Here is a 22819-nt window from a genome sequence, read left to right on the forward strand (position 1 = left end):
CCGTCAGAATTGCGCCGGGCAGCTGAAATCGGACAATGCCTGCAGCCGGAAGGGATTAAGCACCGAGCCGAATTGGACGTCGAATTCCGCCGTCTGGCCCTTGTCCTCAAATCGAGCCCGGAAAAGATCGGGGGCCTGGACCGTCACCTTGGCGGCATCGAACAGGCGGAAGGGCGACCAGTCGCCGGTCTGTGTGATGGCCGGTTGCAGATCTCCCGGGAAAAATCTGACATTGGACTGGTTCACTGCGCCAGCGGGTGGCCAGGTTATGGATTTTGGCACTATTTGTCCGTGATTATAAAGGACATGCTCGCCGACGATATCAACCATCACTGAATTGGCATTGTCCGACAACGAAACGGGCTTGATATTGATTGATATCGAGGGTTTCTCACTGCCGGCCGGAAAGAAGGCATGCTCGATCTTGCTGGCATTTTCGAACTGCGCGATTGCCTGGCTCGGAATGCTGTCGCCGCCGAAAGTACCACGCCAGCCCCAAGGCTGAGCGCTCGTGTCGACAAATGCATCCAGCCGGTTCTTGAAGAAAGACTGGAACAGGCCTTGCGGTCCGAACAATCGGATGAAGTCCGCCATGGCGATGTCCTGGCTGGATTTCCGGTCGAACGGATAGCGACCGGTTACGATGCGGGCGCAGAGATCGGCGCCTTCCGCAGCCCATAGATCGTTGATGCGGGCGCGGGCCGTCTTGACCGCCAGCGAGCCGATATCTGCGGCAACCGCCACCATCCATGCATCGGCCGGCGCCGGCAGCCCGCGGGCCTGCTGCAGCAAGTCCTGATTGGCATTGGCGAGTTGGCCGCCGGCGTCGAAGACACGTGCCACTTCCGCCGTCGAGTTCGCTGCGCGCGACAATTGGCCGTAGATATTCTGGAGGATCGGCTGGAGACTTTGGATCTGGGAGCGCGGCTTATCGTTGCCATTGGCGTTGCCGTCCTGGGATGCCGGTTGCGCATTGACGGCATTCGCCTCGAGCGCGGCCCGCAACGGACCGTAAGGATCGGGCGCGCTGACCGCGCCTGTGGTGGCGGCTGTCAGCGCCACGTCCGGCACGTCGTCGAGCGAGGCAATCTCGGCACTTACGTGAGGGCGCAGGTCGGTGGCGGCTGCTATGGATTTCAGCGCCATCTCCACTGGGCTTGGATTGGCCGCCAGGATGCGCGCCGTCTCGGTCGCATCGGCAAGATTGCTCGATGGGCGCACCTGAAGATCGGCCAGCAACGAAGACCATTGCTGCTGGAATGCGTCGAAATAAAGCTGCAGCGTCGCCTGGGAAATCGCGTCCGTGGTCATTGTCGAAGGAGCCGCGCCGCCGTCACCGCGGACCCATTGTTCCTTGAGCGCTTCGGAGGCTGCGGTCGCGACCATCGGCAGCACCACGTCACGATAACCTTTGCCCGTGAAAATTCCCGGAATGCCCTCCCGCAGCGCTGTCTTGGATTTGCGTTGGAAAATCTGGGCTCCGAGCGGCCCCAATGCGTCGGTAGGGAGCCAGGCATCAAGCTGGCGAGCCTGCCGGGAATGGATGAGGATATCATAGGCTCGGGCCGCAAGACTTTGCGAGTGGATCGTTTCCCGTGCCTTGGCAATCAGGGCATTGTCCAGCTCGATCGCGGGCAGGCTGCCCGCTGCCATGGCCTCTGCGTGAGCAGCGAGCGCCTTGCGCGTGGCCGAGCGTCCTTCGCCGGGGTAAAGTGCAGCAAACATGTCTTCCGATTGCTGCGCGACGAAATCCCTGTCGGACGGCCCCAATCCACCCAGCATGCCGTACAGTTTCAAGGCGTCGAAAGTCTTCTGAACGTCCGATGTCTGCTTGAGCTCGTTTTGAAGTGCCACGAGCATACGAGGCAGAAGCAGCGCGTTCAAGGCGCGCTGATAGGCTCCGCGCTGGCGGCTGGCGATCTTGTCACCTTGGTCCAGGCCGAAACTGGTCGGCCAGACGCGCGCCTCATCGAAGCCGCTGTTGACCGCACGCAGATTGTCGAGCGCCGGCAGGACCCGCAGAAAATCCGCGTCGGTGACATCGCGCACCTGAATACCGCTTGCGAGCTTCTCGTAATTGTCGATCCGCCGCTCTGCTGCCGCGATCGCGCGCGAGTTCTGAAAGTAGGTTGCCGTCCAGCCGGTGAAGACGATCGCAAGCGCGACGGCCGCCGCGCCATAAGCGATCCGTCTGATCATGGCTTGCCGGCCCGAAAGGCGCCTGTCGCGGGCGACCAGCGACGCCTCGCCGAAGATGACCTCCTTGAACAGACGCGACAGGAAATAGCTGCGTCGCGTGCGCGGAGTGTCCGTCGCGCGGCTCTGCGTGCCCGAAGCAAAATAGACGCCGCGAACGAGAGGGGATTCGATGAGGCTGGAGGATGCACAGAGCTCGGTCAACAGCTCCTGCAGGCGCTCTCCCAATGAGGCAAGCTCCGCAGGAAAGCGGAAGATGCGACCGCGAACCTCGATATTCGGCTCCTGCTGCAGGCGTTCAATCAGCATGGCATCCACGCGCTGCTGCAGCAGCGCGAACTCTTCCATGAAACGCTCGGGCAGGTTCTCGCCCTTATAGCTTTCATCGAGATTGAAGGTCGTGCCCCAGACCTGCTCACGATCGGTTTTGGCAAGACCGTCGAAGAATTCGACAAAGCCGGTCAGAAGATCGGCCTTCGTCAGGACGACGTAGACGGGTACGCGCGCATGCAGGAACTCGTCGAGCTCCGACAGGCGTTTGCGAATGGAACGCACCTCTTCGAGCTGTGCCTCATGATCGCGGCTGAGAAGGTCGCTGATCGAGAGCGTGACGAGCGCGCCGTTGATCGGCTGCGAGCGGCGGTACTTGCGCAACAGCCCGAGAAAGCCTTCCCATCCGGCCTTGGACGCACCATTCAAATCGTCTTGCGTGGTATAGCGGCCAGCGGTGTCGATCAGGATCGCCTCGTCGGCGAACCACCAATTGCAGTTGCGGGTGCCGCCGGCGCCCTGCACGGAATTGCTGCCCATGGCATCGCCGAGCGGGAACTTCAACCCCGAATTGGTCAGCGCCGTCGTCTTTCCCGATCCCGGCGCGCCGAAGATGACATACCAGGGCAGTTCGTAGATATAGCCGAAACGCTTCTTGCTGATGCGGCGCAGAAGCAGCAGGGCTTCCTTCAGGCGGCTATGGATTTCGCCGACTTCCGCCTGCTGGCTGGCGGCATCGTCGGCAATACCTTCCACGAGCGCCTTGTCCCTTTTGCGCGCGCGCATGGTCGTCACCAGCATGTAGATCAGCCAACCCGCTACGATCACGCCGATCGCGATCATCCGGGCGGTGCTGCTCGACAGCGGCTTGAAAGCACCATAGCCGGCCATGGAACCGTAGAACCAGATGACGACGCAGATCGCCACGACCCAGATCAGCGAGATGAAGCGCTGACCGAGAAGACCGGCATAGGCCGAGACATAGGAGCGAAGCGTGTAAAACGCGCCAAGCGGATTCATCGAACTCCTCCCGTCGTCGCGGATGTAGCCGGTGCATTAGCGCTCGGCGTTTGTGGTGTTGCCTGCGGATTGAGGGCTGCATCGCCAAGACGTTGTGTTGGGTCGGTCAGCACCAGGATCTCCGTCCGGCGGTTGGCTTCGCGGCCTTCCGCCGTGTCGTTGCTTGCGAGCGGATCGCTGTCGGCGCGCCCTTCCGTGAGAATGGCCTCCTTGCCGGTATAGGCGGCAAGAATATCGCCGACGGCGCGGGCGCGAGCCTCGGAAAGATGCCAGTTCGACGGGAACTGCGCCGTGCGGATCGGCACATTGTCGGTATAGCCGACGACGACGGCACGGAATTTTTCCGAAGCCAACGCTCCGCCGATGCGCTGGAGGAGATCGCGGAATTTAGCGCTGACTTCGGCGCTGCCCGTGTCGAACAGGCCGGAATTGTTGATGCGCACCAGTAGCCTGCCATTGGAATTCGACAGCGTGACCAGTTTGCGGTCGACTTCTGGCTGCAGGAAAGCGAGCAGATTGTCGAGCGGCGTCGGCTGCGGCTTGACCTGCGGCGGTATTTCCGGCTGCTTCTTCGCGGGAGGGGGCGTCTGTGCGACTTCTTTCGGCTTCGGCGCGTCGATCAGAACGCTCGGCGTATCGCGTGGCGGCAGGTTGGCCAGGCGCTCGAATGTGGCGTCGGAGGCGTTGTTGAGCGAAAGCGTGAAGAACATGTAGCCGAGCGCGAACAGAAGCGCGAGGACGGAAAGGATCGTCCAAAGCGCGACAGCCGTGCGCAGCGGCTTGTGGCGCGCCGAAACGCCGCGCCAGTGCGGCGACAGCTCGCGTTCGAAAACACCATACTGACCAAGCAACGTCTTGTAGAGACTGTCGCGGATACGCCCGAGTTCCAGCGATCCGCGCGGCGAAACGCGCGTGCGGCCTTCGAAGGCGAGCGACAGGCAGAGATAGATGAGAAGCAGCAGGTCCTTGTTGGTGCCCGGGCTCTGCTGGAAATGGTCCAGGAGATCGAAAACCCGGTCGCCGCCGGTCACGTCCATGTGGAAGGTCGAGACGAGGCCGGATCGCGCCCAGCCGGCGCGTACGCCCCAAGGCTTGCTCAGAACCACGTCGTCAATGGTCGCGCAGATGACATAATGCGCCGCGCGTGCTCGTTCCGGGCTGATGCGCGCACCCGCGAGATCGCGCTCATAGCGCCCAACCGCATCGATCGTCAGCTGCCTGAGCTCGGCAATGTCGGGCTGTTGTTCGGTGTTGCGCAGGCTGTGAGCGAGATTGAGCAATGGTGCGGCCGAGCGCACGATGGTTGGAACATCATCACCGCCAAAGCGAAAGCCGCGGATCAGCGCATCGACGGACCAGCCGCCGGCTGCATTGCCCGATTTGTCGTTCGGCTGCTTATCCAGCTCCTCGTCGAGAATATCGGCCACCTTGCGGGCTGCTTCGTTCTTGCGCGCGCCGTCCTCCGTCAGCTCGATGATCGTCGGCAGTTCGTGCCAGGGTGTTGAGCGTGGTGTGTTCATTCTCTGAGAGCCCACAGTTCCATCTCCAGACCAGGGAAGTCGCCCGCGAGATGCAGCGCGATCGCGCCGGAGGTATCAAGCTGTTTCCAAAGCGGATTCTTCGTATCGAGTTCGAAGTAGATCGTGCCGGACCGGTATGGCAGCTGCCGCGGCAGCACGGGAAGGGGCCTGACGGGAATGCCGGGTAGTGCGACATTGACAAGTTCGGCGATCCGCTCCACAGAGCCGATCTTGATCTGCGCGGGCAGCTTGCGTCTGACATCCTCGGCCGACATCTCGGCGCGAACGGCAAGCACAAAGCCCGCATCCTTGAGCAGCGAGCGGTCGTTGATGGTGCCGACGCGCACGTCGTGACGCCGTTCGATAAGTTCGATCGCAACGGCGGCCTGCTCGAGCACCGCGGAAAGCGAGGCGCGCAGATCGTTGAACACAGCGGCAAACGTCGCCTTCAGATCGTCATGGCGATAGGGCGGAAAATCGGTCGCCCGCTTGCGATCGGTTGTGAAGGTGGCGAGTTCGCCGGCTAGCTGGATGCATTCCTCGTAGAAGATGATCGGATGCATCCGCGAAGCATTCGCCGCGATATGCCGCAGCATCGGATCGGCACGATTGAGAATATGCAGCAGAAAATAATCGCCGACCTCGGCGGTTCCACGCACCGTCGGGTCACCAATGCGCTCGGCGATTGCTTCAGCGCGATGCCGCACGATTCCGAGCAATTCGGTAATGAGCTCATTCAAACGTGCTTCGGCCGCGCAATTCAGCGACGGGGCGATATAATCCGGATCGAGAATGACCGAACGGTCGGAGCGAACCTCGATGATGCGTGCAAGGCCGATCAAGTCGTATCCAGCGAGTTCGTCGCCGGTCTTCAGGTAGCGCAGGTTCAGGCGGCCGACATCGATCGGCGCCATGAAGTCGGTTTCCACATTCGCATCCGGCGCCTCATATTGCGAGGCTGTTATGCGCACGCTGTTGCGCATGGCGCTGCCGTTCATGGCGACGTCGGCTCTTCCAGGCTGACGGCTGGGCAGGGCCAGATAGACGATAGCGTTCTTCGTTGAATCGTCGAGTTCCAAGGGGGGCGGCAGATCCGCATCAACAGGCGCTTCGAAGGGCGTGCCATCGGGCAGGATGCCGCGCAGGTTCGACAAAGCAAACTGGCCGATCGCGAGCGCGCTGCGATCGATGCCGATCTCGGCGATGCCCCAGGGGTAAGGTGCGAGCCCCCGCGCGGTCGTTCGGACCAACCTCTCCGTCCAGCGGTCGGCTTGCTGGAAATGCTGCACGCGAAGGAACATACCCTCGCTCCAAGCCACGCGATTTTCGTTCTTCATCGGGTGTTGCCCGTCCTCTCTGCCAAACTGGCGGTATCGTCTTCGTCGCGGCCATGGGCGTGGGCGCTGAACGCCTCGGCCAGCAGGTCGCGGACCGAGATGCTTCTGCCGCCTCTTTCGAACTGCGCGCGGTAAGCCTTCCAGTAATCGCCGTTGCCGCGCCAAAGAGCCTTGCGCTGGGAGGCATCGACATGCGCCTCGATCATGCGGGGCTCGAACATCCGATTGGCTTCGCGAACAAGGTTTTCAAGACCGGCGTTAAGCGTGGATTGCCTCGAAATGAGCGATCGAAGGCGGTCGGCCAATTGCTCCGTCCGTTCGCGACTGAACAATGACGTAGACGCACCGGCCCGGCTGTCCTCAATTCCGAAGATGGAGGCTTCGTCGTCGAGTGTCTGCTCCAGCGTCGAAACGAGCGCTTCGAGCTGCCGCAGCGGATCGAATTGCAGCGCAAAACTCGCATCGTCCAGGCCTTGATCCGTATTGTCGGCGGCGCGCATATCATTGGCCGGAATGATCGTCTTTGCAGTTTCGACCGTCTCGGAACCGGAATCGCGGGCAACGGCAACGGAGACATGGGTTGCCGCGCCATGTTCCAGCTGGCTGCCCAGCTCGAAGTCCGAATTCCAATCATCCGGAAGTATCGGTTTGATGCCGTTGACATCGGGCGGGCCGTTCCAGCCGATGTCGACATTCCTACTTGGCGACTTGCCATTTTTCGACGATTGCGCCAGCCCGGCGATCCAGTCGTCGCCATTGCGCTGCCCGAGTACGCCGGTTGCCGTGCCGCCGCCGGGCGCGATGTCGGCAAGGATCGACGAGATCGTCAACCTTTCGTCGCTGAGGCGCAGATCCGCTGCCGGATCGTCCATCTCGCGATCAGCTTCCCCAGTAATGACGACGGTGAACGCGACGTCGCCGAATGCGATTTTGGACTTATCCGTAAGTCTCGCCGTCTCGCCTTCGAAAATGGTCGCGCCGTCCACACGAGTGCCATTGGCGCTCTGGTCCCGCACGAAAAAGCCGGCGCGATCGCGTTCGATCGCGCAATGAATTTTCGAAATCAGCCGCTTTGGATCGGAAACCTGCCAATCGCAATCGGGCGATCGACCGAGTGTGCGTTTGCCCCGCTCGAAGAACCACCCCTTGCTGGAACCTTCTCCGGCTGTCTGCCGCAGTTCAAGCCGCATGGGGGACTCCTTGATCGGATTGGCGCTTCACCTTGCGTGGCTCGGCGACAATGGCATCGCCACTGTCTCTATCCGCCGCCGCGACGCGCGCCCAGCTATTCCATCCGAGCCTCGGCGGATCATCGACGTCGCCAAGCCTGCAAAATGGGATGTGTTCCTTCTTCAGAACCACCTGAATGTCAAAATCGAGCGACGGATCCACATAAAGGCGCGTCAGGGCAAACAGCGCATTTATACTGGCGCTGCCCGGAGAAAGAGACCGGTAATCCTCATAATCGACCGGGCCGATCACGACGCGGAAACTGCCGCCGAAATCATGGACTGCCGCGCCCGCGGTCGAGTTCACGCCAAGCTGCACACCCTGCGGCTGCCCCATGCGGCTGCGCTCGCCCTCGGGAATGGAAAGCCATCTGCCTTTGAATAATTCGATCGCAACCGGCAGGCCGCTGAACTCCTGCAGCATGGCCTGCAGATTGACCGCATTGCGGTTTCTGGCCGAAAAAAATCCGGAAAATCGGAGGATCAGTTCGTCATCGGGGCGTACCTGCTCCCTCAGCCGGGCGGTACCGAAACCCGTCAGTGCGAACAGGGTCTTGATAAAGGCGTTTCCGTTTCTGTCCCGGCTCCATCGCAATCCGCGCGCAAGACGATATTTCTCGCAGGCATCGACGAAAAGCTCCGCAAGGCGGCTCGTAAAGAGATCAAAAAAGCTTGAAAGGCCATGAGCTCGATTGCGCTCTTCGCGCATGACTAGCTCGTTGTAACTCGGCGGCATGGCACCGAGTGGCCCGAGCAGACCGGCCATGCTTGCCTTGATCGATCCCGCTCCGCCCTTTCGCTTGAAGTCGCTCATGGCAAGCGGCACCGGCGAAACGCCAACGGGTGAGGACACCGTCAAATGATCACCGGCCGCGTGCTGGGCGATACGAAACGCCGTCGATGGCTCGAAACGACCGGGGTCGCGTTCGAGCAGCGCGGCAAGCATTTCGCTATCACTTGGCCGGAACTGGTCCATCGCTTGCGTTCATCTCCCTCGTCACAATAGCGGCCGCTCGGCGGCGCGCGCCGGCCAGACGGCGATTGGTTTCGATTGCCCCTTCATCGAGATGGAAAGGCGAGTGAAGCTGTTGATCGAGGTGTAAAGCCCGAAAAACCGGTCGAGGACACTGCCGAAGAGATAGGCCGAAGGCCTGTCGATGGCGGCCGGATCAAACTCCAGGGTGATATCGGTGCCCGTCACCATCCCGCCGCCGCCAAGCCGCGTCATCGAGCTTTTGGCGTCGACCCGCACAAGAGCATCCGCGAGCAGTCTGGTTTCGCGGCTGTCCCTGAAAGCATAGAGCGCAAGAATATCCTTCAGCGCGGCGCCATCATTGTCGAATATGGAAAGATGATTGAGCTGGAGATGCGACATGAGCCGCCAGTTGCGCCCTTGCTGCTCGTTCATTCGCACGGAAGGCGTAGGTGCCATCAAGGCTTCGACTGAGCCGACTGCCTCGCTGCCGGAAGCCAGCTGCAGATAGGGATGACCGCCGCCAAAGGGCAATTGCTCCGGCAGTTCGCGGTTAAGGCACAGCGCGTCGATGCTGGCGATCTTGTCAAGCGGACCGCTTGCCCGGCGAGCGCGGTCTACGAACGCGATTTCCATGTCCGAGGTATGGTCATCGGCGTCAAAGCGGCGCGTGCATTGCCAAAAGAGCGTAGAGGCTCCGCCCTTCAGGCTGCGACCGAAGAAGGGTTGGCACTCTTCCTCGTCCCCAGTGCGCGCCGACACGACCACCTTCTCGATCGTATAGATCTCCCGCGTCTTCTGCCGTCTAGCATCGGGAAGCACGCGATATTCGGTGCGCGCACCGTCGAGTGCGATCGGTTCGCAACTCTGGCGAAACAAGTTTACGATCGGAGTGGCATTCAGGACGAAATCCCGGGCGGAGATGGCGCGCTCCAGCTTTACGCTGCTTTCATCGAGATAAATGAAGATTTCCAGCGTTTCGCCACGCCAGGCCTTCAGGCCGACGATATCGATGAAGAGGAATTTCTGCGGCAAGGCGAAGAATTCCGTCAGCAGACGATAACCGGTGAAGCTTGAGTTGGGATAGGGCAGGATCGCCTCGTCCGGTTCGAAGCCGACCGGGCGGAGCGCGGCCGCCGGCAGCGTGACCGGCGCTCGATCATCGGCGTGGTGGGCAAGTGCGATGCCGAGCGTGTGATTGACGAGAAGCTCGTAAATGGCGACGGCCTGCTGCCAGGACGAACCGATATGAAGCCGCAGCCTGTCCACGCCGATCTCACTGAGCGGTTTGTTGGCATCTCGTGCCCGGATCGACAGGCGAAGACAACCGGCCGCACCTGCATGAGGGGAGGGCGGCGCGCTGATCGGGTGGCCAGTCAGCGAAGCCGAGACGATCTCGATCGGCGCGACCAGCGTATCCTGTGTCGTGCGGAAGCGGCAGCTCTCGCCGCCAATCGGCTCCGCGAAGATTTCGGTGTGACGCGGCAGGGTTTGCACCGATGTTAGCGTGCTGCTTGGCGTGAAGCGCACGATGCTCATCGAGGGCAATGGCGCGAGATAATGCGGATAAAGAGTTTCCAGCAACCCATCCGTCAGTTCCGGAAACTCGTCGTCGAGCTTCTGGCGCACGCGGGCGGCGGAATAAGCAAAGCTCTGGATCAGCCGTTCGACATGCGGATCGTCCGCAACCTCGCCCGTCAGGCGTAGACGACCAGCGATTTTAGGGAAAGCGTCGGCAAAACGTGCCGCACGCCGACGGATCGCGGCCAGCTCGTCGTTGTAACGCTGCAGGAAGCCGTCAGCCATTATTGGCCTCCACCAGGAAGCGCTGAGTGGAGGGGTCGATCGTCGATTCAAAGCTGATCGGCGGCATACCCTCATGCACGCGGAAGGTTGCGTGGATGCGCAGCCGCAAGGCTCGTTCGCCATTTCCGCGGCTCTTGAGGATACTCACCTGCACATCGGAAAGCCGCGTTTCGAACAGCGTGATGCGCCGCTCGATCAGGCGTGCGAGACGGCTCTTGGCTTCATCGGTGACGAGATTTGCCGAGACCATGCCATCGACGCCGAAGGACACCAGCGCATCGCCGAGTTCATCGTAAATGGAGGGCGGAGCAGTCGGCCGGCGGCGCGTGTTGAGTAGAGCTTCGAGATCGCGGCGAATGCATTCGCGCAGTTCGCGCAGTTGCTCGGCCGCCGTCAGCGGTGGATCCTGCAGGCGATCGGGGTCCCCGTCGATCAGTCGATCGATGATCGACCTCGCGACGATCCTTTCTCGCGGCCTGTAGCGCTCCAACGGATCAGCCATGGGCAGCGCGCCTCGTCCCGGCAGAGTTTGCAGCAACTTCCAGCGACTTCAGATCATGGAAGGAAACCAGATCGTCGCCCGCCAGGAAGCACTTTTGGCCGCGGCCGGTCGTAATGCCCGTCGGCTCGTCGACCCATTCGGTCTCGCGGCCCAGCAGCAGCTTGGCGCCTGTCGTGCCGTGATAGATCGCCGGCAGCAGCACGGGTGCGCTAGCGCCGTCCACGAGCTCAAGCTCGGCCCTGCGGAAAGCGAGATCGCGGGGGCGGGCAATCGGCTCAAGGCGAAGCGCGGCAATCCTGGAAAAGTCGATCCACAGATAGGAGCCGCCGGTCATGATGACCTCAAGAGCATGCGGGATCCGATCATCTAGATCGCGAAGGTCCGAAACGAGTTGACCATTCCAGCGCAATGGCCGTTCACCCCTGATCGCCTCAAGGGACTGCAGTGCCGCGGCCGTATCCGAAGAATGGTCGCGATGGGCGATCGCCACCTTCATGGTCGCCTGATCGAGCGCCGTCGGGCCGTTCGGGAATTCCGGCACCGCCGCTTCCTCGAACCAGGCCAAACGTGCAGCCATCGCACGAAGCTGGTTGCGCAGCATAGCGAAGCCCATCATGTCTTCCGGCGCGAATGTTGTCGCGATATTGCACTGCGCATCGGCTCGCGCGTAATCACCGGCAAGGATCAGAAGATCGATCAGAATATGCCTGCCATCCTTGTCCGTCGGCGCTGCCTTTACATGTGCCTTCGCCTGCTCAATTGCGTCGTCGAGCGCGTTTTCGCTAAGAGCTTCGGCGATCCTGGCGGAGAGCGTCATGCGGACATCCTTTGCGTGTTCGCGGGGCGGGAGAATGCATAGGTCGCATTCGCCGTTTCCGCGATGAGGTGAAAACTTGTCGAGACGTCGTCGAGCTGAAAATGCGGCTGCAGCCGTACCGTGCAGGCGAACATGCCCGGCTTGCCGGGAATTTCATCGACGCTGATGCCGGCCGAGCGCAACGGGAAACGCGTGCGCAGCGACAGGTCGGCGTCGTCGTTGCCAAGCGTGTAGGTTGACAGCCAATCGTTCAGCTTGCGTTCGATAGAGGCGCTATCGGCCAGCTTGCCGATGTCATCGCGCATGATGACCTTGAGATAGTGCGAGAAGCGCGAGGCGCACAGCACATACTGCAGCATCGCAGCTATGCGGGCATTTTGCCGGGCGTGCTCGCTCGAATAATGCGGCGGCGCATGCAGGGACTGATTGGAATTGAAGATCGCCGACGATGAGAGATATGTCGTAGCTACAGGGACGATGCCGAGCTCGCACAACTGCTGCTCCTGTCCACTGGTCAGACGTATTTCGACGGGAGCCTGTTGCGACAACCCGTTGCTTTCGATGCCGAGATCATAGGGAGCGAGCTCCTCCGCGCTCAGCATGCCGCCATCGATGGCGTCCTGCGTCACGCCGCGAATATCGGCGAACCAGCCGGTTTCGATGAAATTGCGGATGACGATCATCGCGAAAGCGAAGGCACCATTGCCCCAAAGCAAGGTGCTGCCATCGGCTGCGATGCTTTCGCGGAAAGGGAACCGATCGTCGCGCTCGCGCGAAAACGCCTCATAGGGCGCGCGCATCAGGATCCGTGGGGCGACCAGCCCGAGGAAACGGGAATCCTCGCGCGCGCGAAGCCCATTCCAGCGGATGCGGGTGGGATCATAGGCCAGCCAGGAAAAATCCTGGACGCGATTGAGCTCGTCAAAATCCTGCAGGCCGATGGCCTGTGGTGCGGCGGCGGCTACGAACGGGCAGAAGGCAGCGGCGGCGGCCATGCCGATCTGCGTGAGCGCGCCGACCGTATCGCTGCTGACCCGATCTTGTGGAGAAAGCTCGTAGTCGCCGATCAACAGACCGAACGGCTCTCCACCGGGCATGCCGAATTCGCGACTGTAGATCAGCTCGAAGAGATGGCTCTGGTCGAACTCCGTCGTCCGCTCCAGATGCCGCGTCAGCTGAGCCCAGCTGACGCTGAGGATCTTGACCTTCACCTCTTCCGATCGGCCGGTGTGGCGCATCAGCATGGCAAGTCCGCGCCACCGCGCTTCCATTGCCTGGAAGTCCGGATGGTGCAAGATGGCATTGACCTGCTTGTTGAGCGCATCGTCGATCATGGCGATCACGCGATGCACCTGACGCGGCCAGGCTGCTCTCGGTTCCGTCGTTGTCACGGTCATGGCGCTGACTGAAGGCGCGCGGCGAGGAGATCGCCGCGCCGCCCCTCCTAGTTCTTGCTCGGAATGCGCGCGACCATGCGAAGCGACGTGGTCAGCTCTTCCATCTGCAGCCAGGGGCGCATCCAGGCGACGGCGTTGTAGGAGCCCGGCTTGCCCGGAACTTCCTGGACGGTCACCTTGGCATCGCGCAACGGATATTTGGCGCGAGATTCCTCGCCTGCATCGTCGTTCGCGTTGACGTAGTTGGCGATCCAGCGGTTGAGCCAGTTCTCGCAATCCTGCGCTTCCATGAAGGAGCCGATCTTGTCGCGGCCCATGACCTTCAGATAATGGGCAAAGCGCGAGGTGGCCATCATGTAGGGCAGGCGCGCGGAAACCGCGGCATTGGCCGTTGCTTCAGGCTTGTCGTAAACCTTCGGCTTGTGAGTCGTCTGCGCACCGAAGAACACGGCGTAATCGGTGTTCTTGTAATGGCAGAGCGGCAGGAAGCCCAGCTTGCCGAGTTCGGCGTCGCGACGGTCGGTGATGCCGACTTCGGTCGGGCACTTGAGGTCGAGGTCGCCATCGTCGCTCGAGAAGATGTGCATCGGCAGGTTTTCGACCTTGCCGCCGTTTTCCGCGCCGCGGATCGCCGTGCACCAGCCGCTCTGGGCAAAGGCATCCGTCAGCCGCGTTCCCATCACGTAGGCTGCATTCATCCAGCAGTAGGAATTGTGCTCGAGCTCGCCGGTCTTCGAATGATCGGTTTCATCGAAAGCGAAGTCGTCGATCGGATTGGTCTTCGGGCCATAGGGCATGCGGGCAAGCACGCGGGGGAGGGCGAGTGTCACGAAGCGCGAATCCTCGCTCTCGCGCAGGCTGCGCCACTTGGCGTATTCGACCGTTTCGAAGATCTTTTCCAGGTCACGCGGACGGGCGAGTTCGCGATAGTCGTCGAAGCCGAACATGCGCGGGCTTGCGGCCGAAATGAACGGCGCGAAAGCGGCGGCCGCGATCGACGAAATCGCCTGCAGCGTCTGCACGTCATCGAAGGAATTGTCGAATTCGTAATCGCCGATAAGGGCGCCCATGGGCTCACCGCCCGGCGTGCCGAATTCGTCTTCGTAGATCGACTTGAAGAGCCGCGACTGATCGAACTCCACTGCCTTTGCGAGATCCTTGGAAACGTCGCGCTTGGAAGCGTTCAGCACACGGATTTTCAGGTTGACGCTGGTCTCGCTGTTCTTGACGAGATATTGTAGGCCGCGCCAGCTGCCTTCCAGCTTGGTGAATTCGGGCGACTGCATGATTGCGGCAAGCTGACGGGAGATTTTCCGGTCGAGCTCGGCAATGGCCTTGTTGAGCGTTACCGTCAGGTTGCGGTCATAGGTGACGGTGCCCTTGAGTGCCTGATCGGTCAGCGTTCTAAGGAGATCCTGCGCACGATCGGGCTCGGTCTGCCTGGTGGCCGCCACGATCTGCGACAGCAGATTTTCCTCGGGCGCGAACTCGGCCTCTTTGGTCTTCAGTTGGCTTTCAGCGCTCATTTTTCGATCCTTGCGGAAATGCGGGCGATACCGATGGAGTTCAAATCTGTCGTTATCGGCCGCTTGAAACGAAACTGGGCGATCGGCTTAGGCTGATCGCCGACGACGATCAGCTTGCGGCGGGCTTTTCGGCCAATCCGAGCTCGGACATCAGCTTGGAAAGATCAGCCTTGTTCTGGAGCACGTCTTCCAGCAGCCGCTCCAGCTCTTCCGAACGGTCGGCCTTGCTCATGAGATCGCGGAGCTGGTTGCGCGCATCGAGGAGGGCCTTGAGCGCCGGGACCTGACTAACGATGGAACCCGGCTCGAAATCCCGCATGCTCTCGAATTTCAGCGAGACGGGAAGCTGCGAACCGTCGCCCTCCAGCGTGTTTTCGACAGAAATGTTCAGGCCGGGCGTCATGCGGCGCATGACATCGTCGAAATTATCGCGATCGATCTGAACGAATTTGCGCTCGCCGAACGGTTTCAGCGGTTGGGTCGGGTTACCCGAGAAGTCGCCGAGAACGCCGACGACGAAAGGCAATTCCTTGACGACCATCGCACCTTCGGTCTCCACCTCATACTTGATGTGGACCCTGGGCTTGCGCACTCGCTCCAGCTTTTCGTGAACACTCGCCATAAAGTTTCTCCTTCCATGCCAGCGGCAAATTCGCTCTACAGATGTGGCGCAACTCGACTTTGGAAAGGGCCGGTTGCAAAAAGTTAAGAAGACGGTTGTATTTCTCACCCATTCTTATTCGATTTCAGCTGGATGCCCGCCGCCGTCAGCACGGCGTTGCGAGCCTGCTGCTCCGGCAGTAATTCGGCCAGTAGTTCGGAAAAATCCATGCGACCGCGCCTGACCATCGTCTCGATCGACATCGAGATCGGAGAGTGGGGTTCAGTGCGGCGGAAGTAGCGCGCCACGGCAAGCAGCAGCTCGAAGGCCTCCTCGCGCGAGCCGATCTGTTCAGCGCTCAACGCGCGTGGACGCACTTGCACCTGCTCGCCGTCCTCCGGCTGCGGTTCCATCGCAGCCACGGCCTCAGACGATTCGATGCCGGCGAGAGAGCGAAGCGCCAAGGCCGCCTCCTGCAAAACATTATGCGTATTGGAACTCGGCGGCGCCATCTGCCCGCAGCGCTCGTTCAGGATGGATACGAGCCGGTCGAAGGCGGCAATGCAGCCATTGACCGTTTCAAGATGCGAACTCATCGCCGTCGTGCCTGCATCGAGAACTGCCTGACTTAACTCGTCACGCCGCTTCACTTCGTTGGGCCGTTGCGACAGCTGAAAGTCCCAGAGGGAAAACTGGCCAAATTTGGCGCCAGGAATGAGCGGCGACAACCTGATCGCTTGGATGATGGTTCCTTCGCCGCCAATGCCATTGAGACCCGAAAGCGGGGCAAGTCGTTCCTCGATATCGTCGACACCGACGGAATGAAATTTCTCCCAATGCTTGTCCAAAAGCGACGCGATTGCATGATAGACGTCCCGCAACCCTTCGAAACCGCGCAGACGTAATTCCGCTTCAGCCAACCATGCTAATACTTCGAGGTCCTTACTTTTTGAAGAAATAATCTGCAATCCGAGATTGCTGACATCTGTCCAAAGAGGCGAAACGCTAATATTTTCACCCGGCGATATACCTCGTTCCGCCGCGCGAGCCTGGTTTCTTGCATCCTTTATTCTATAGTATATTTCACGCATAGAAGTATTATTGCGCAGATTTTCTCCGCACGGCGCGTTTTCTTCAAATGGATTTTCTATGTCGCGAACGTTCAGCAGGGAATTAACTCCATATCATGAACTACATCGTTAGAGGGCGTGATAGTTAGGTCGATATATTCCTTTGTCAACCATGTCTATTCTGCAACAGATTTATGACGATTCCATTTTTTGACCACGTGAAAAATTTTTTGTAGTCCATCTGGACGTATGGAAATAACCGCCCTAGTTGTTGCCGCGATTTGGAGCGTGTGGTTGAAATGTAACCAGAGGGAGGAAACTTCTAGGTGTCGAACATCGATCTCAATCGTCTGATCAGAACGCTTGAGCCAGCATTGCGCGTCGGTCTCGAGGCTGCAGCATCGCTTGCAGCACGTGATCGCCATGCGAATGTCGATGTCGCACATTGGATATTGTCGTTGCTGGATATATCCGAAGTTAGCTCTTTGTTTGAAGAGCTTAGCGTTTCTTCCGCGGCGCTCCGCGCCGAGCTTGATAGCGCCATCGCCGACCTGCCGAGAGGCGATGGTGCCGCACTGGTGCTCTCTCAAAATTTGCTCGCTCTGATGCGCGAGGCCTGGCTTGTCGCGTCGCTCCAATGTGGGCGGAGCCACATCACGGTCGCCGATCTTTTGACCGCGTTGAGCGACGACCAGTCGCTGCGAATCATGGCGCGGGGCATGGCGCCTTCGCTGCGCGGCCTTGATCGCAACGCGCTCGAAAAAAAATTGAACGCGACTTCCGCTTCCGATGGCGCATCGTCATTGTCAGAGAATTCCGAAACCGTTACCGCCGCCGGCGAGAACGAATTCCTGCGCCTCTACACACGCGATATGACGGCGGATGCAAGGCTTGGCCGTATAGATCCGGTTGTCGGACGTGATCGCGAGCTGCGCCAGGTGATCGATATCCTGATGCGCCGCCGCCAGAACAATCCGATGCTGGTCGGCGAAGCGGGTGTCGGCAAGACGGCCGTTGCCGAGGCGCTGGCACTGGAAATTGCGTCCGGCAACGTGCCTGATATGCTGAAGCCGGTACGGATTCTTCTTCTCGACCTCAGCCTGCTGCAGGCCGGCGCCGGCGTCAAAGGCGAGTTCGAGCGCCGCTTGCACGGCGTTGTCGCGGCCGTGCGGGCCTCCGTGGAGCCGATCATCCTTTTCATCGATGAGGCGCATGGCCTGATTGGTGCCGGCGGACAGGCCGGGCAGGGGGATGCCGCCAATATTCTGAAACCGGCGCTGGCGCGCGGTGAGCTCAGGACGATCGCGGCCACGACTTGGAGCGAATACAAGCGCTATATCGAGAAGGATGCGGCGCTGACCCGGCGCTTCCAGGTCGTTCAGGTGCTTGAGCCCGACGAAGAAACCGCAATCCGCATGTTGCGTGGCGTCGTCGGCAGCTTCAAGGCTCATCACAAGGTACGTATTCGCGACGAGGCGCTCGCGGCAGCCGTCCGCCTCTCGGCGCGCTATATCCCGGCGCGGCAATTGCCCGACAAGGCAATCAGCCTCATCGATACCGCGGCGGCAGCCGTCTCGCTGGCTCGGCAGACCGTTCCCGAGGCGCTCAAGGAATTGCGTAACGAGCAGCAGATGCTCGAGGTTGAAGCCGCCGCGCTTTCAGCCGAGCCGCCGAGCCCGGATATCGTCGAGCGTCTTGCGATCATCGAACGCGAAAAGGTCGAGGTGGTAGGTGAGATCGAACGGCTACAGGCCAAGCTCGACGCCGAAATCAGGCTATCGGCTGAGGCCGATCGCATCGAAGCCGCGCTCGGCGGTCCTGATGATCAGCAGGTAGAAGAGGGCATTCGGCAGCGCGGCGGCAACGTCGCTCTTTTCCCGCCCAATGGCTCATCCGTCGAGGTCGCTCGCGCGGCTCTCATACAGGCCGAGCGCAGCCTTGCCGACGTTGCCGGAGAGGCGCCTCTGGTTCCCCGCGTGGTCGATAAGGAAGTGATAGCCGGGATCGTCGCGCGCTGGACCGGCATTCCCGTTGGCAAACTGCTGTCTGATCAGGTCGAGACCGTCAAGACGCTCGATGCAAGGCTGAAGGAGCGCGTGCTCGGACAAGATAACGCGATCGCACGGATTTCGGCCGCTATGCGGTCCGCCCGCGCCGGCCTTTCCGACCCACGTCGTCCGCCCGCCGTCTTCCTACTCGTCGGCATGTCGGGAACCGGCAAGACCGAGACGGCGCTTTCGCTCGCCGATCTTCTTTATGGCGGCAGCCAGTATCTGACGACCATCAACATGTCCGAGTTTAAGGAGGAGCACAAGGTTTCGCTGCTGCTCGGATCTCCCCCCGGTTATGTCGGCTATGGCGAGGGCGGCGTCCTGACCGAGGCCGTTCGCCGTCGTCCTTATGGCGTGCTGCTGCTGGATGAGATCGACAAGGCGCATCCGGGCGTCCAGGAAGTATTTTACCAGGTTTTCGACAAGGGAACGCTGCGCGACGGCGAGGGCCGGGACATCGATTTCAAGAACACCACCATCGTGATGACCGCCAATACCGGCTCCGAACTGCTGGCGGCCCTGGCGGCAGACCCGGAAACTATGCCTGAGGGCGAGGCGCTGGAAGCACTACTGCTTCCCGAATTGCAGAAACACTTCAAGCCGGCCTTTATCGGCCGCGCGACCGTTCTGCCCTTCATGCCGCTGAACGGCGAGACGCTGAGCGGGATCGTCGACATTCAGATCGGCCGCATCCGTGATCGCGTCGCCGCCTCGTACGGCACAAGTGTTTCGCTCGCCCCCGAAGCCCGCGAGGCGCTGGTTGGCCGCGCCAAGGCGAGCGAGATGGGCGCGCGTGCCATCGAAACCATGATTGGCCGCGATCTTCTGCCCGAGCTTTCGACCTTCTTCCTCGACGCGGTTGCGCAGGGGCGCAAGGTTGGCGGCATCACCATCAGCTTTCACGATCACCGCTTTCTCGTCGAGGAGGATCCGGTGGGTGACCACGAATTCGCTGGCCCCGAGGAAGGCGGCACGGCGAATAAAGCAGCCCCGGACGAACACAGCGCCCGGATGCGGCATTAGACGGAAGGGTAACCCCGCCCTGCAGCGACAGGGCGAATTCAAATCTCAACAGGAGAGTTCAGAGCATGCCGATTTATCTGCAGATCGACGGAATTCAGGGTGATGCAACCCACGAGCAGCACAAGAAGTGGATGGACATCGAAGTCATCCACTGGAATGTCTCGCGCAACATGAAGACGTCAGCCGGCTCGGCTGCCAATCGCGAAGCTTCCGAGCCGACCGTTTCGGAAGTTATCCTGACCAAGGTCAGCGATTCCTCGTCGACGAAGCTGTTCCAGGAAGCATGCTCGGGCCGCACCGGCAAGCAGGCCGTGATCCATCTGGTAACGACCGGCAACCCGGGCGATACCTACATCGAGTACACGCTTACCAACACGCTGATCGCCAGCTACTCGGTCGATTCCAACGGCGACCGCCCGGTCGAGACGATCAAGCTCAACTTCACCAAGATGGAAGTGAAGTACACGCCTTACGACGACTCGCAGACGCCGCAGTCGCCGATGATCGCATCCTACGACCTGGCAACGACCAAGGCTGCCTAACATCAGTATCGTTTTCCGGCGCGCTGGCATCAGCGCGCCGGAAGCGCGTCCGCTGCCAGATCGTGCTTTGTTGCGATCGGCATGTTTCGGCAAACGTCCCTCAAAAGAGGTCGCCATGGTAGATTTTTCCGTTTCGTCAGCGGCACTGCAAATGGAGCCCGTGAAGCAGGCCGATCTTCCGCCCGTGAAGCGCGCAGGCCGCGGGCCGTCCTACGACTACTTTTCCTATCAAAGCGGCCCGCGCGAATTCGCGGCGCGTGGTCAGGCGATGGGAGCCGCCGCATCGCTTTTCCGGATGTTCTCCGAAAAAGCCAACGAGATGTCGCTGACGCATTGGCTCCAGCGATGGCTGCGCAACAACGAGGCGCATATCATTCGCGAGATGGATACCAACCATCATTCGGTGTTCGTTGCGCAATTCAATTATTCCGTCACCGACGGCGAAACACGGGTCCTGATGGCGCGCGGTGCCTATCTGCTTGGCACAGTGCCGAACCGCGCCGATATCGGCAAGATCCTGACCCCGCAAGTACTCTATGGCCCGGGCATGCACGAGACGCTGCCGAACGGCACCCTGTTCCAAATCGTCTATCTGGTTGGCGGCCGCAAACAGCAGATCGGCAGTACCGGCACCGTAGGGTCGGCAAGCTCATTGGTAGGATAAGCGCAGATGAACGATCAGCCCTCGGCCAATGATTTCATCCAGGCGACCCGAAACCTCAGGGTTTCCTCACCGCTTGGAACGGACCAACTCCTGCCGGAGCGAGTGATGATCACGGAAGGCGTTTCGTCGCTTTTCGACATCCGCCTCTCCGTACGCGCCAAGCGTGAAGTCATCAAGCCGGAGGAGCTGATCGGTCGACTGATCGATATATCCCTGGAAGTCCAGCAGGATGACGGCGGTGGGGATGGCGTTCGCCGCCCGTTCAACGGCTTGGTCACCGCGCTTCAGGAGGGGCCACCGATCACGCGCGGCCTGCGCTCCTATTCGATGGTGCTGAAACCGCAGATGTGGCTGCTATCGCAGCGCTCCGACTGCCGCATCTGGATGGACAAGACCAGTATCGATATTGTCGAGACGCTGTTTTCCGAACACGGAATTCCCGCCCCGGATGTGTCCGGCGTCGTCACACCGCCGCCGCCACAACATTATTCCGTGCAGTGGAACGAAACGGATCTGGATTATCTGACGCGCCGCTTCGAGGAAGACGGTCTCTTCTACTGGTTTTCGCATGAAGAGGGTAGCCACCGGCTGCATGTCGCCGATGGCGCCAACTCATGGGCCGGCCCGTCTCCGTCGGCGCAGGGAGAGGGGCGCGTGCGCCTTGCCCAAGGCTCGACAGACCGCAATCACATCAGCGATTGGACGAAGCATTACGCCTATGTTCCAGGCCAGCGTGCCGGCGCCGACTGGAACTTCGAGACACCGCAAATGGTGCCGGGCACCACCACGCCGTCATTGGTGCAGATGCCCGGCGCGATAAAGCGGGAGCTTTACGAATATCCGGCCCGCATTTCATCCGTTGCGGAAGCCGAGAGGGCGCAGAAGCTGCGCATGCAGGCGAGCGAGGCCGACCATAATCGGGTCGTCGGCCGATCGTCATCGCGCATATTAGAGGCCGGCCGGCGATTTACGCCTTACGAAGTGGCGCATCCCGAACATGTCTATGAAGAGCATGTGATCATTCGCGCCACTCATTATGCGGTCGATCCCTCTTACGAAACCAATGCGGATCAGCCGGAATATACCAACGAATTCGAAGCCGTGCCGTCGCGCGTGCCGATGACGCCGCATCGCACGACCGAGCGCCCACGCATCCGCGGCACGCAGGTCGCAATCGTCGCCGGTCCTCCCGGGGAGGAAATCCATCCGGACCAATATGGCCGCATCAAGCTCTGGTATCCCTGGGATCGCCGCGCCAAGAAGGACGGATCGGACACCTGCTGGGTGCGCGTCGCCCAGAGCTGGGCCGGCGGCACCTGGGGCGGCCAGGTCATTCCCCGCATCGGCATGGAAGTCATGGTCGCCTTCATCGACGGCGATCCGGATCGCCCGCTGGTGACGGGCGTGGTGCCGAACCCGAGCAACAGCGTGCCCTACGACCTTCCCGCCAACAAAACCCGCATGGTCCTGCGCTCCAATACGCATAAGGGCACCGGCTTCAATGAGATGACCTTCGAGGACGATGCCGGCCGCGAAAACATGTTCTTCCACGCCCAGAAGGACCAGACGACGCGCGTGCGCAACGACCGCACCAAACGCGTCGACCGCCACGAAGTCGCCTCCATCGGCGGAAACCGCGCGGTGGAGGTGAGCGGCAACCAGAAGCACGAGATCGGTGGATCGGTGAATACGGTGGTCGGCGGTACGGGGCCTATGGCCATGGCGCTGATGGGGGCGGTGCAAGGACTGTCGGGTCACACCGCCGGATTGCTCGCACAAGCAGGGCAGATTGCTGGCGGCGGCGGTGAGGGGCTTGCTGCATTTGCGGGCACCGTTGCCTCTTCCGCTCTGGGCTTCCTCGGTGCAGGAGGGCTTGACAGCCGGGAAGGCGTTGTTTCAGGACCCAATCCGAGGGCTGATGCCGGTACAGATCTTGCCGGATCAGGCACGGGCGTTGGAGACGCCGCAGGCGGTCTCTTTCCGCTTCCGGGCATCATGAATACCGTTGTCGGCGCCTTCAAATCCGACACGATCGGTATTGCGCGAGCCGAGCAGATCGGCATGAGCAAGGTTACGAATGTCGGCCAGACCTCGTTGGAGAGCGTGGGCAAATTCAAGAAAATTGCGGTTGGCGAGGAATTCGTCATCGAATGCGGCGACTCCAAGTTCATCATGAAATCCAATGGCGAAGTCATAATTCTTGGGAAGACATTCAATTTCGTCGCTACCGGTCATTTCCAAATGCGTGGCAAGCCGATCGATTTGAACTGAGGCA

Annotated in this window: 16 protein-coding genes; 4 read left to right on the top strand and 12 right to left on the bottom strand. The window is 60.8% G+C overall.

Going from position 1 to position 22819, the window contains the following annotated elements; all coding sequences use genetic code 11:
- Positions 1–3: 3 nt before the first annotated feature.
- The 12 genes from tssM to tssA form a co-directional block, all read right to left on the bottom strand.
- On the bottom strand, positions 4–3486 hold the full coding sequence (gene tssM / locus JJQ51_RS00750; RefSeq protein WP_113352231.1) for a type VI secretion system membrane subunit TssM: 3483 nt from the start codon (positions 3484–3486) through the stop codon (positions 4–6).
- Entirely contained in the window at positions 3483–5006 is a 1524-nt protein-coding gene (gene tssL, locus JJQ51_RS00755; RefSeq protein ID WP_113390702.1) for a type VI secretion system protein TssL, long form, read from the bottom strand. The genes tssM and tssL overlap by 4 nt, the downstream gene beginning before the upstream one ends.
- On the bottom strand, positions 5003–6343 hold the full coding sequence (gene tssK, locus JJQ51_RS00760; RefSeq protein ID WP_269244140.1) for a type VI secretion system baseplate subunit TssK: 1341 nt from the start codon (positions 6341–6343) through the stop codon (positions 5003–5005). Before tssK ends, tssL begins: the two co-directional genes overlap by 4 nt.
- Positions 6340–7533: an FHA domain-containing protein gene (locus JJQ51_RS00765; protein ID WP_113390701.1), complete on the bottom strand. Its 1194-nt coding sequence runs from the start codon at positions 7531–7533 to the stop codon at positions 6340–6342. Before JJQ51_RS00765 ends, tssK begins: the two co-directional genes overlap by 4 nt.
- Complete coding sequence (gene tssG, locus JJQ51_RS00770) at positions 7523–8548, bottom strand: type VI secretion system baseplate subunit TssG (RefSeq protein ID WP_113352227.1); 1026 nt, start codon at positions 8546–8548, stop codon at positions 7523–7525. The genes JJQ51_RS00765 and tssG overlap by 11 nt, the downstream gene beginning before the upstream one ends.
- A gap of 21 nt (positions 8549–8569) precedes the next feature.
- Positions 8570–10351: a type VI secretion system baseplate subunit TssF gene (tssF, locus tag JJQ51_RS00775; RefSeq protein WP_152095320.1), complete on the bottom strand. Its 1782-nt coding sequence runs from the start codon at positions 10349–10351 to the stop codon at positions 8570–8572.
- Positions 10344–10853 (bottom strand): type VI secretion system baseplate subunit TssE, encoded by a 510-nt coding sequence (gene tssE / locus JJQ51_RS00780; RefSeq protein WP_113390699.1) that lies wholly within the window; start codon positions 10851–10853, stop codon positions 10344–10346. Before tssE ends, tssF begins: the two co-directional genes overlap by 8 nt.
- Positions 10846–11670 (bottom strand): type VI secretion system accessory protein TagJ, encoded by an 825-nt coding sequence (locus tag JJQ51_RS00785; protein WP_113390698.1) that lies wholly within the window; start codon positions 11668–11670, stop codon positions 10846–10848. Before JJQ51_RS00785 ends, tssE begins: the two co-directional genes overlap by 8 nt.
- Complete coding sequence (gene tssC / locus JJQ51_RS00790) at positions 11667–13067, bottom strand: type VI secretion system contractile sheath large subunit (protein WP_145322886.1); 1401 nt, start codon at positions 13065–13067, stop codon at positions 11667–11669. Before tssC (JJQ51_RS00790) ends, JJQ51_RS00785 begins: the two co-directional genes overlap by 4 nt.
- A 47-nt stretch (positions 13068–13114) precedes the next feature.
- Positions 13115–14593 (bottom strand): type VI secretion system contractile sheath large subunit, encoded by a 1479-nt coding sequence (tssC, locus tag JJQ51_RS00795; RefSeq protein WP_095437909.1) that lies wholly within the window; start codon positions 14591–14593, stop codon positions 13115–13117.
- A 109-nt stretch (positions 14594–14702) separates the two neighbouring features.
- Positions 14703–15215, bottom strand: coding sequence for a type VI secretion system contractile sheath small subunit (gene tssB, locus JJQ51_RS00800; protein ID WP_069613678.1), 513 nt, complete (start codon positions 15213–15215; stop codon positions 14703–14705).
- A 104-nt stretch (positions 15216–15319) separates the two neighbouring features.
- The gene (gene tssA, locus JJQ51_RS00805) at positions 15320–16360 is read right to left on the bottom strand and encodes a type VI secretion system protein TssA (protein WP_113331839.1); all 1041 of its coding nucleotides are present in this window, start codon (positions 16358–16360) and stop codon (positions 15320–15322) included.
- Between the two features lie 230 nt (positions 16361–16590).
- Here tssA and tssH point away from each other — a divergent pair, with 230 nt between their 5' ends.
- From tssH to tssI, 4 genes are all read left to right on the top strand, one after another.
- Positions 16591–19338 (top strand): type VI secretion system ATPase TssH, encoded by a 2748-nt coding sequence (tssH, locus tag JJQ51_RS00810; RefSeq protein ID WP_113352220.1) that lies wholly within the window; start codon positions 16591–16593, stop codon positions 19336–19338.
- Positions 19339–19403: 65 nt separating this feature from the next.
- Positions 19404–19880, top strand: coding sequence for an Hcp family type VI secretion system effector (locus JJQ51_RS00815; RefSeq protein ID WP_069613675.1), 477 nt, complete (start codon positions 19404–19406; stop codon positions 19878–19880).
- A 115-nt stretch (positions 19881–19995) separates the two neighbouring features.
- Positions 19996–20544, top strand: a complete 549-nt coding sequence (locus JJQ51_RS00820; RefSeq protein ID WP_113352219.1) for a hypothetical protein — start codon at positions 19996–19998, stop codon at positions 20542–20544.
- A 6-nt stretch (positions 20545–20550) separates the two neighbouring features.
- On the top strand, positions 20551–22815 hold the full coding sequence (tssI, locus tag JJQ51_RS00825) for a type VI secretion system tip protein TssI/VgrG (RefSeq protein WP_113352218.1): 2265 nt from the start codon (positions 20551–20553) through the stop codon (positions 22813–22815).
- The last annotated feature ends 4 nt before the right edge of the window (positions 22816–22819 follow it).

It is taken from the genome of Rhizobium sp. AG207R, assembly GCF_027109195.1.
GTDB lineage: Bacteria > Pseudomonadota > Alphaproteobacteria > Rhizobiales > Rhizobiaceae > Rhizobium > Rhizobium dioscoreae.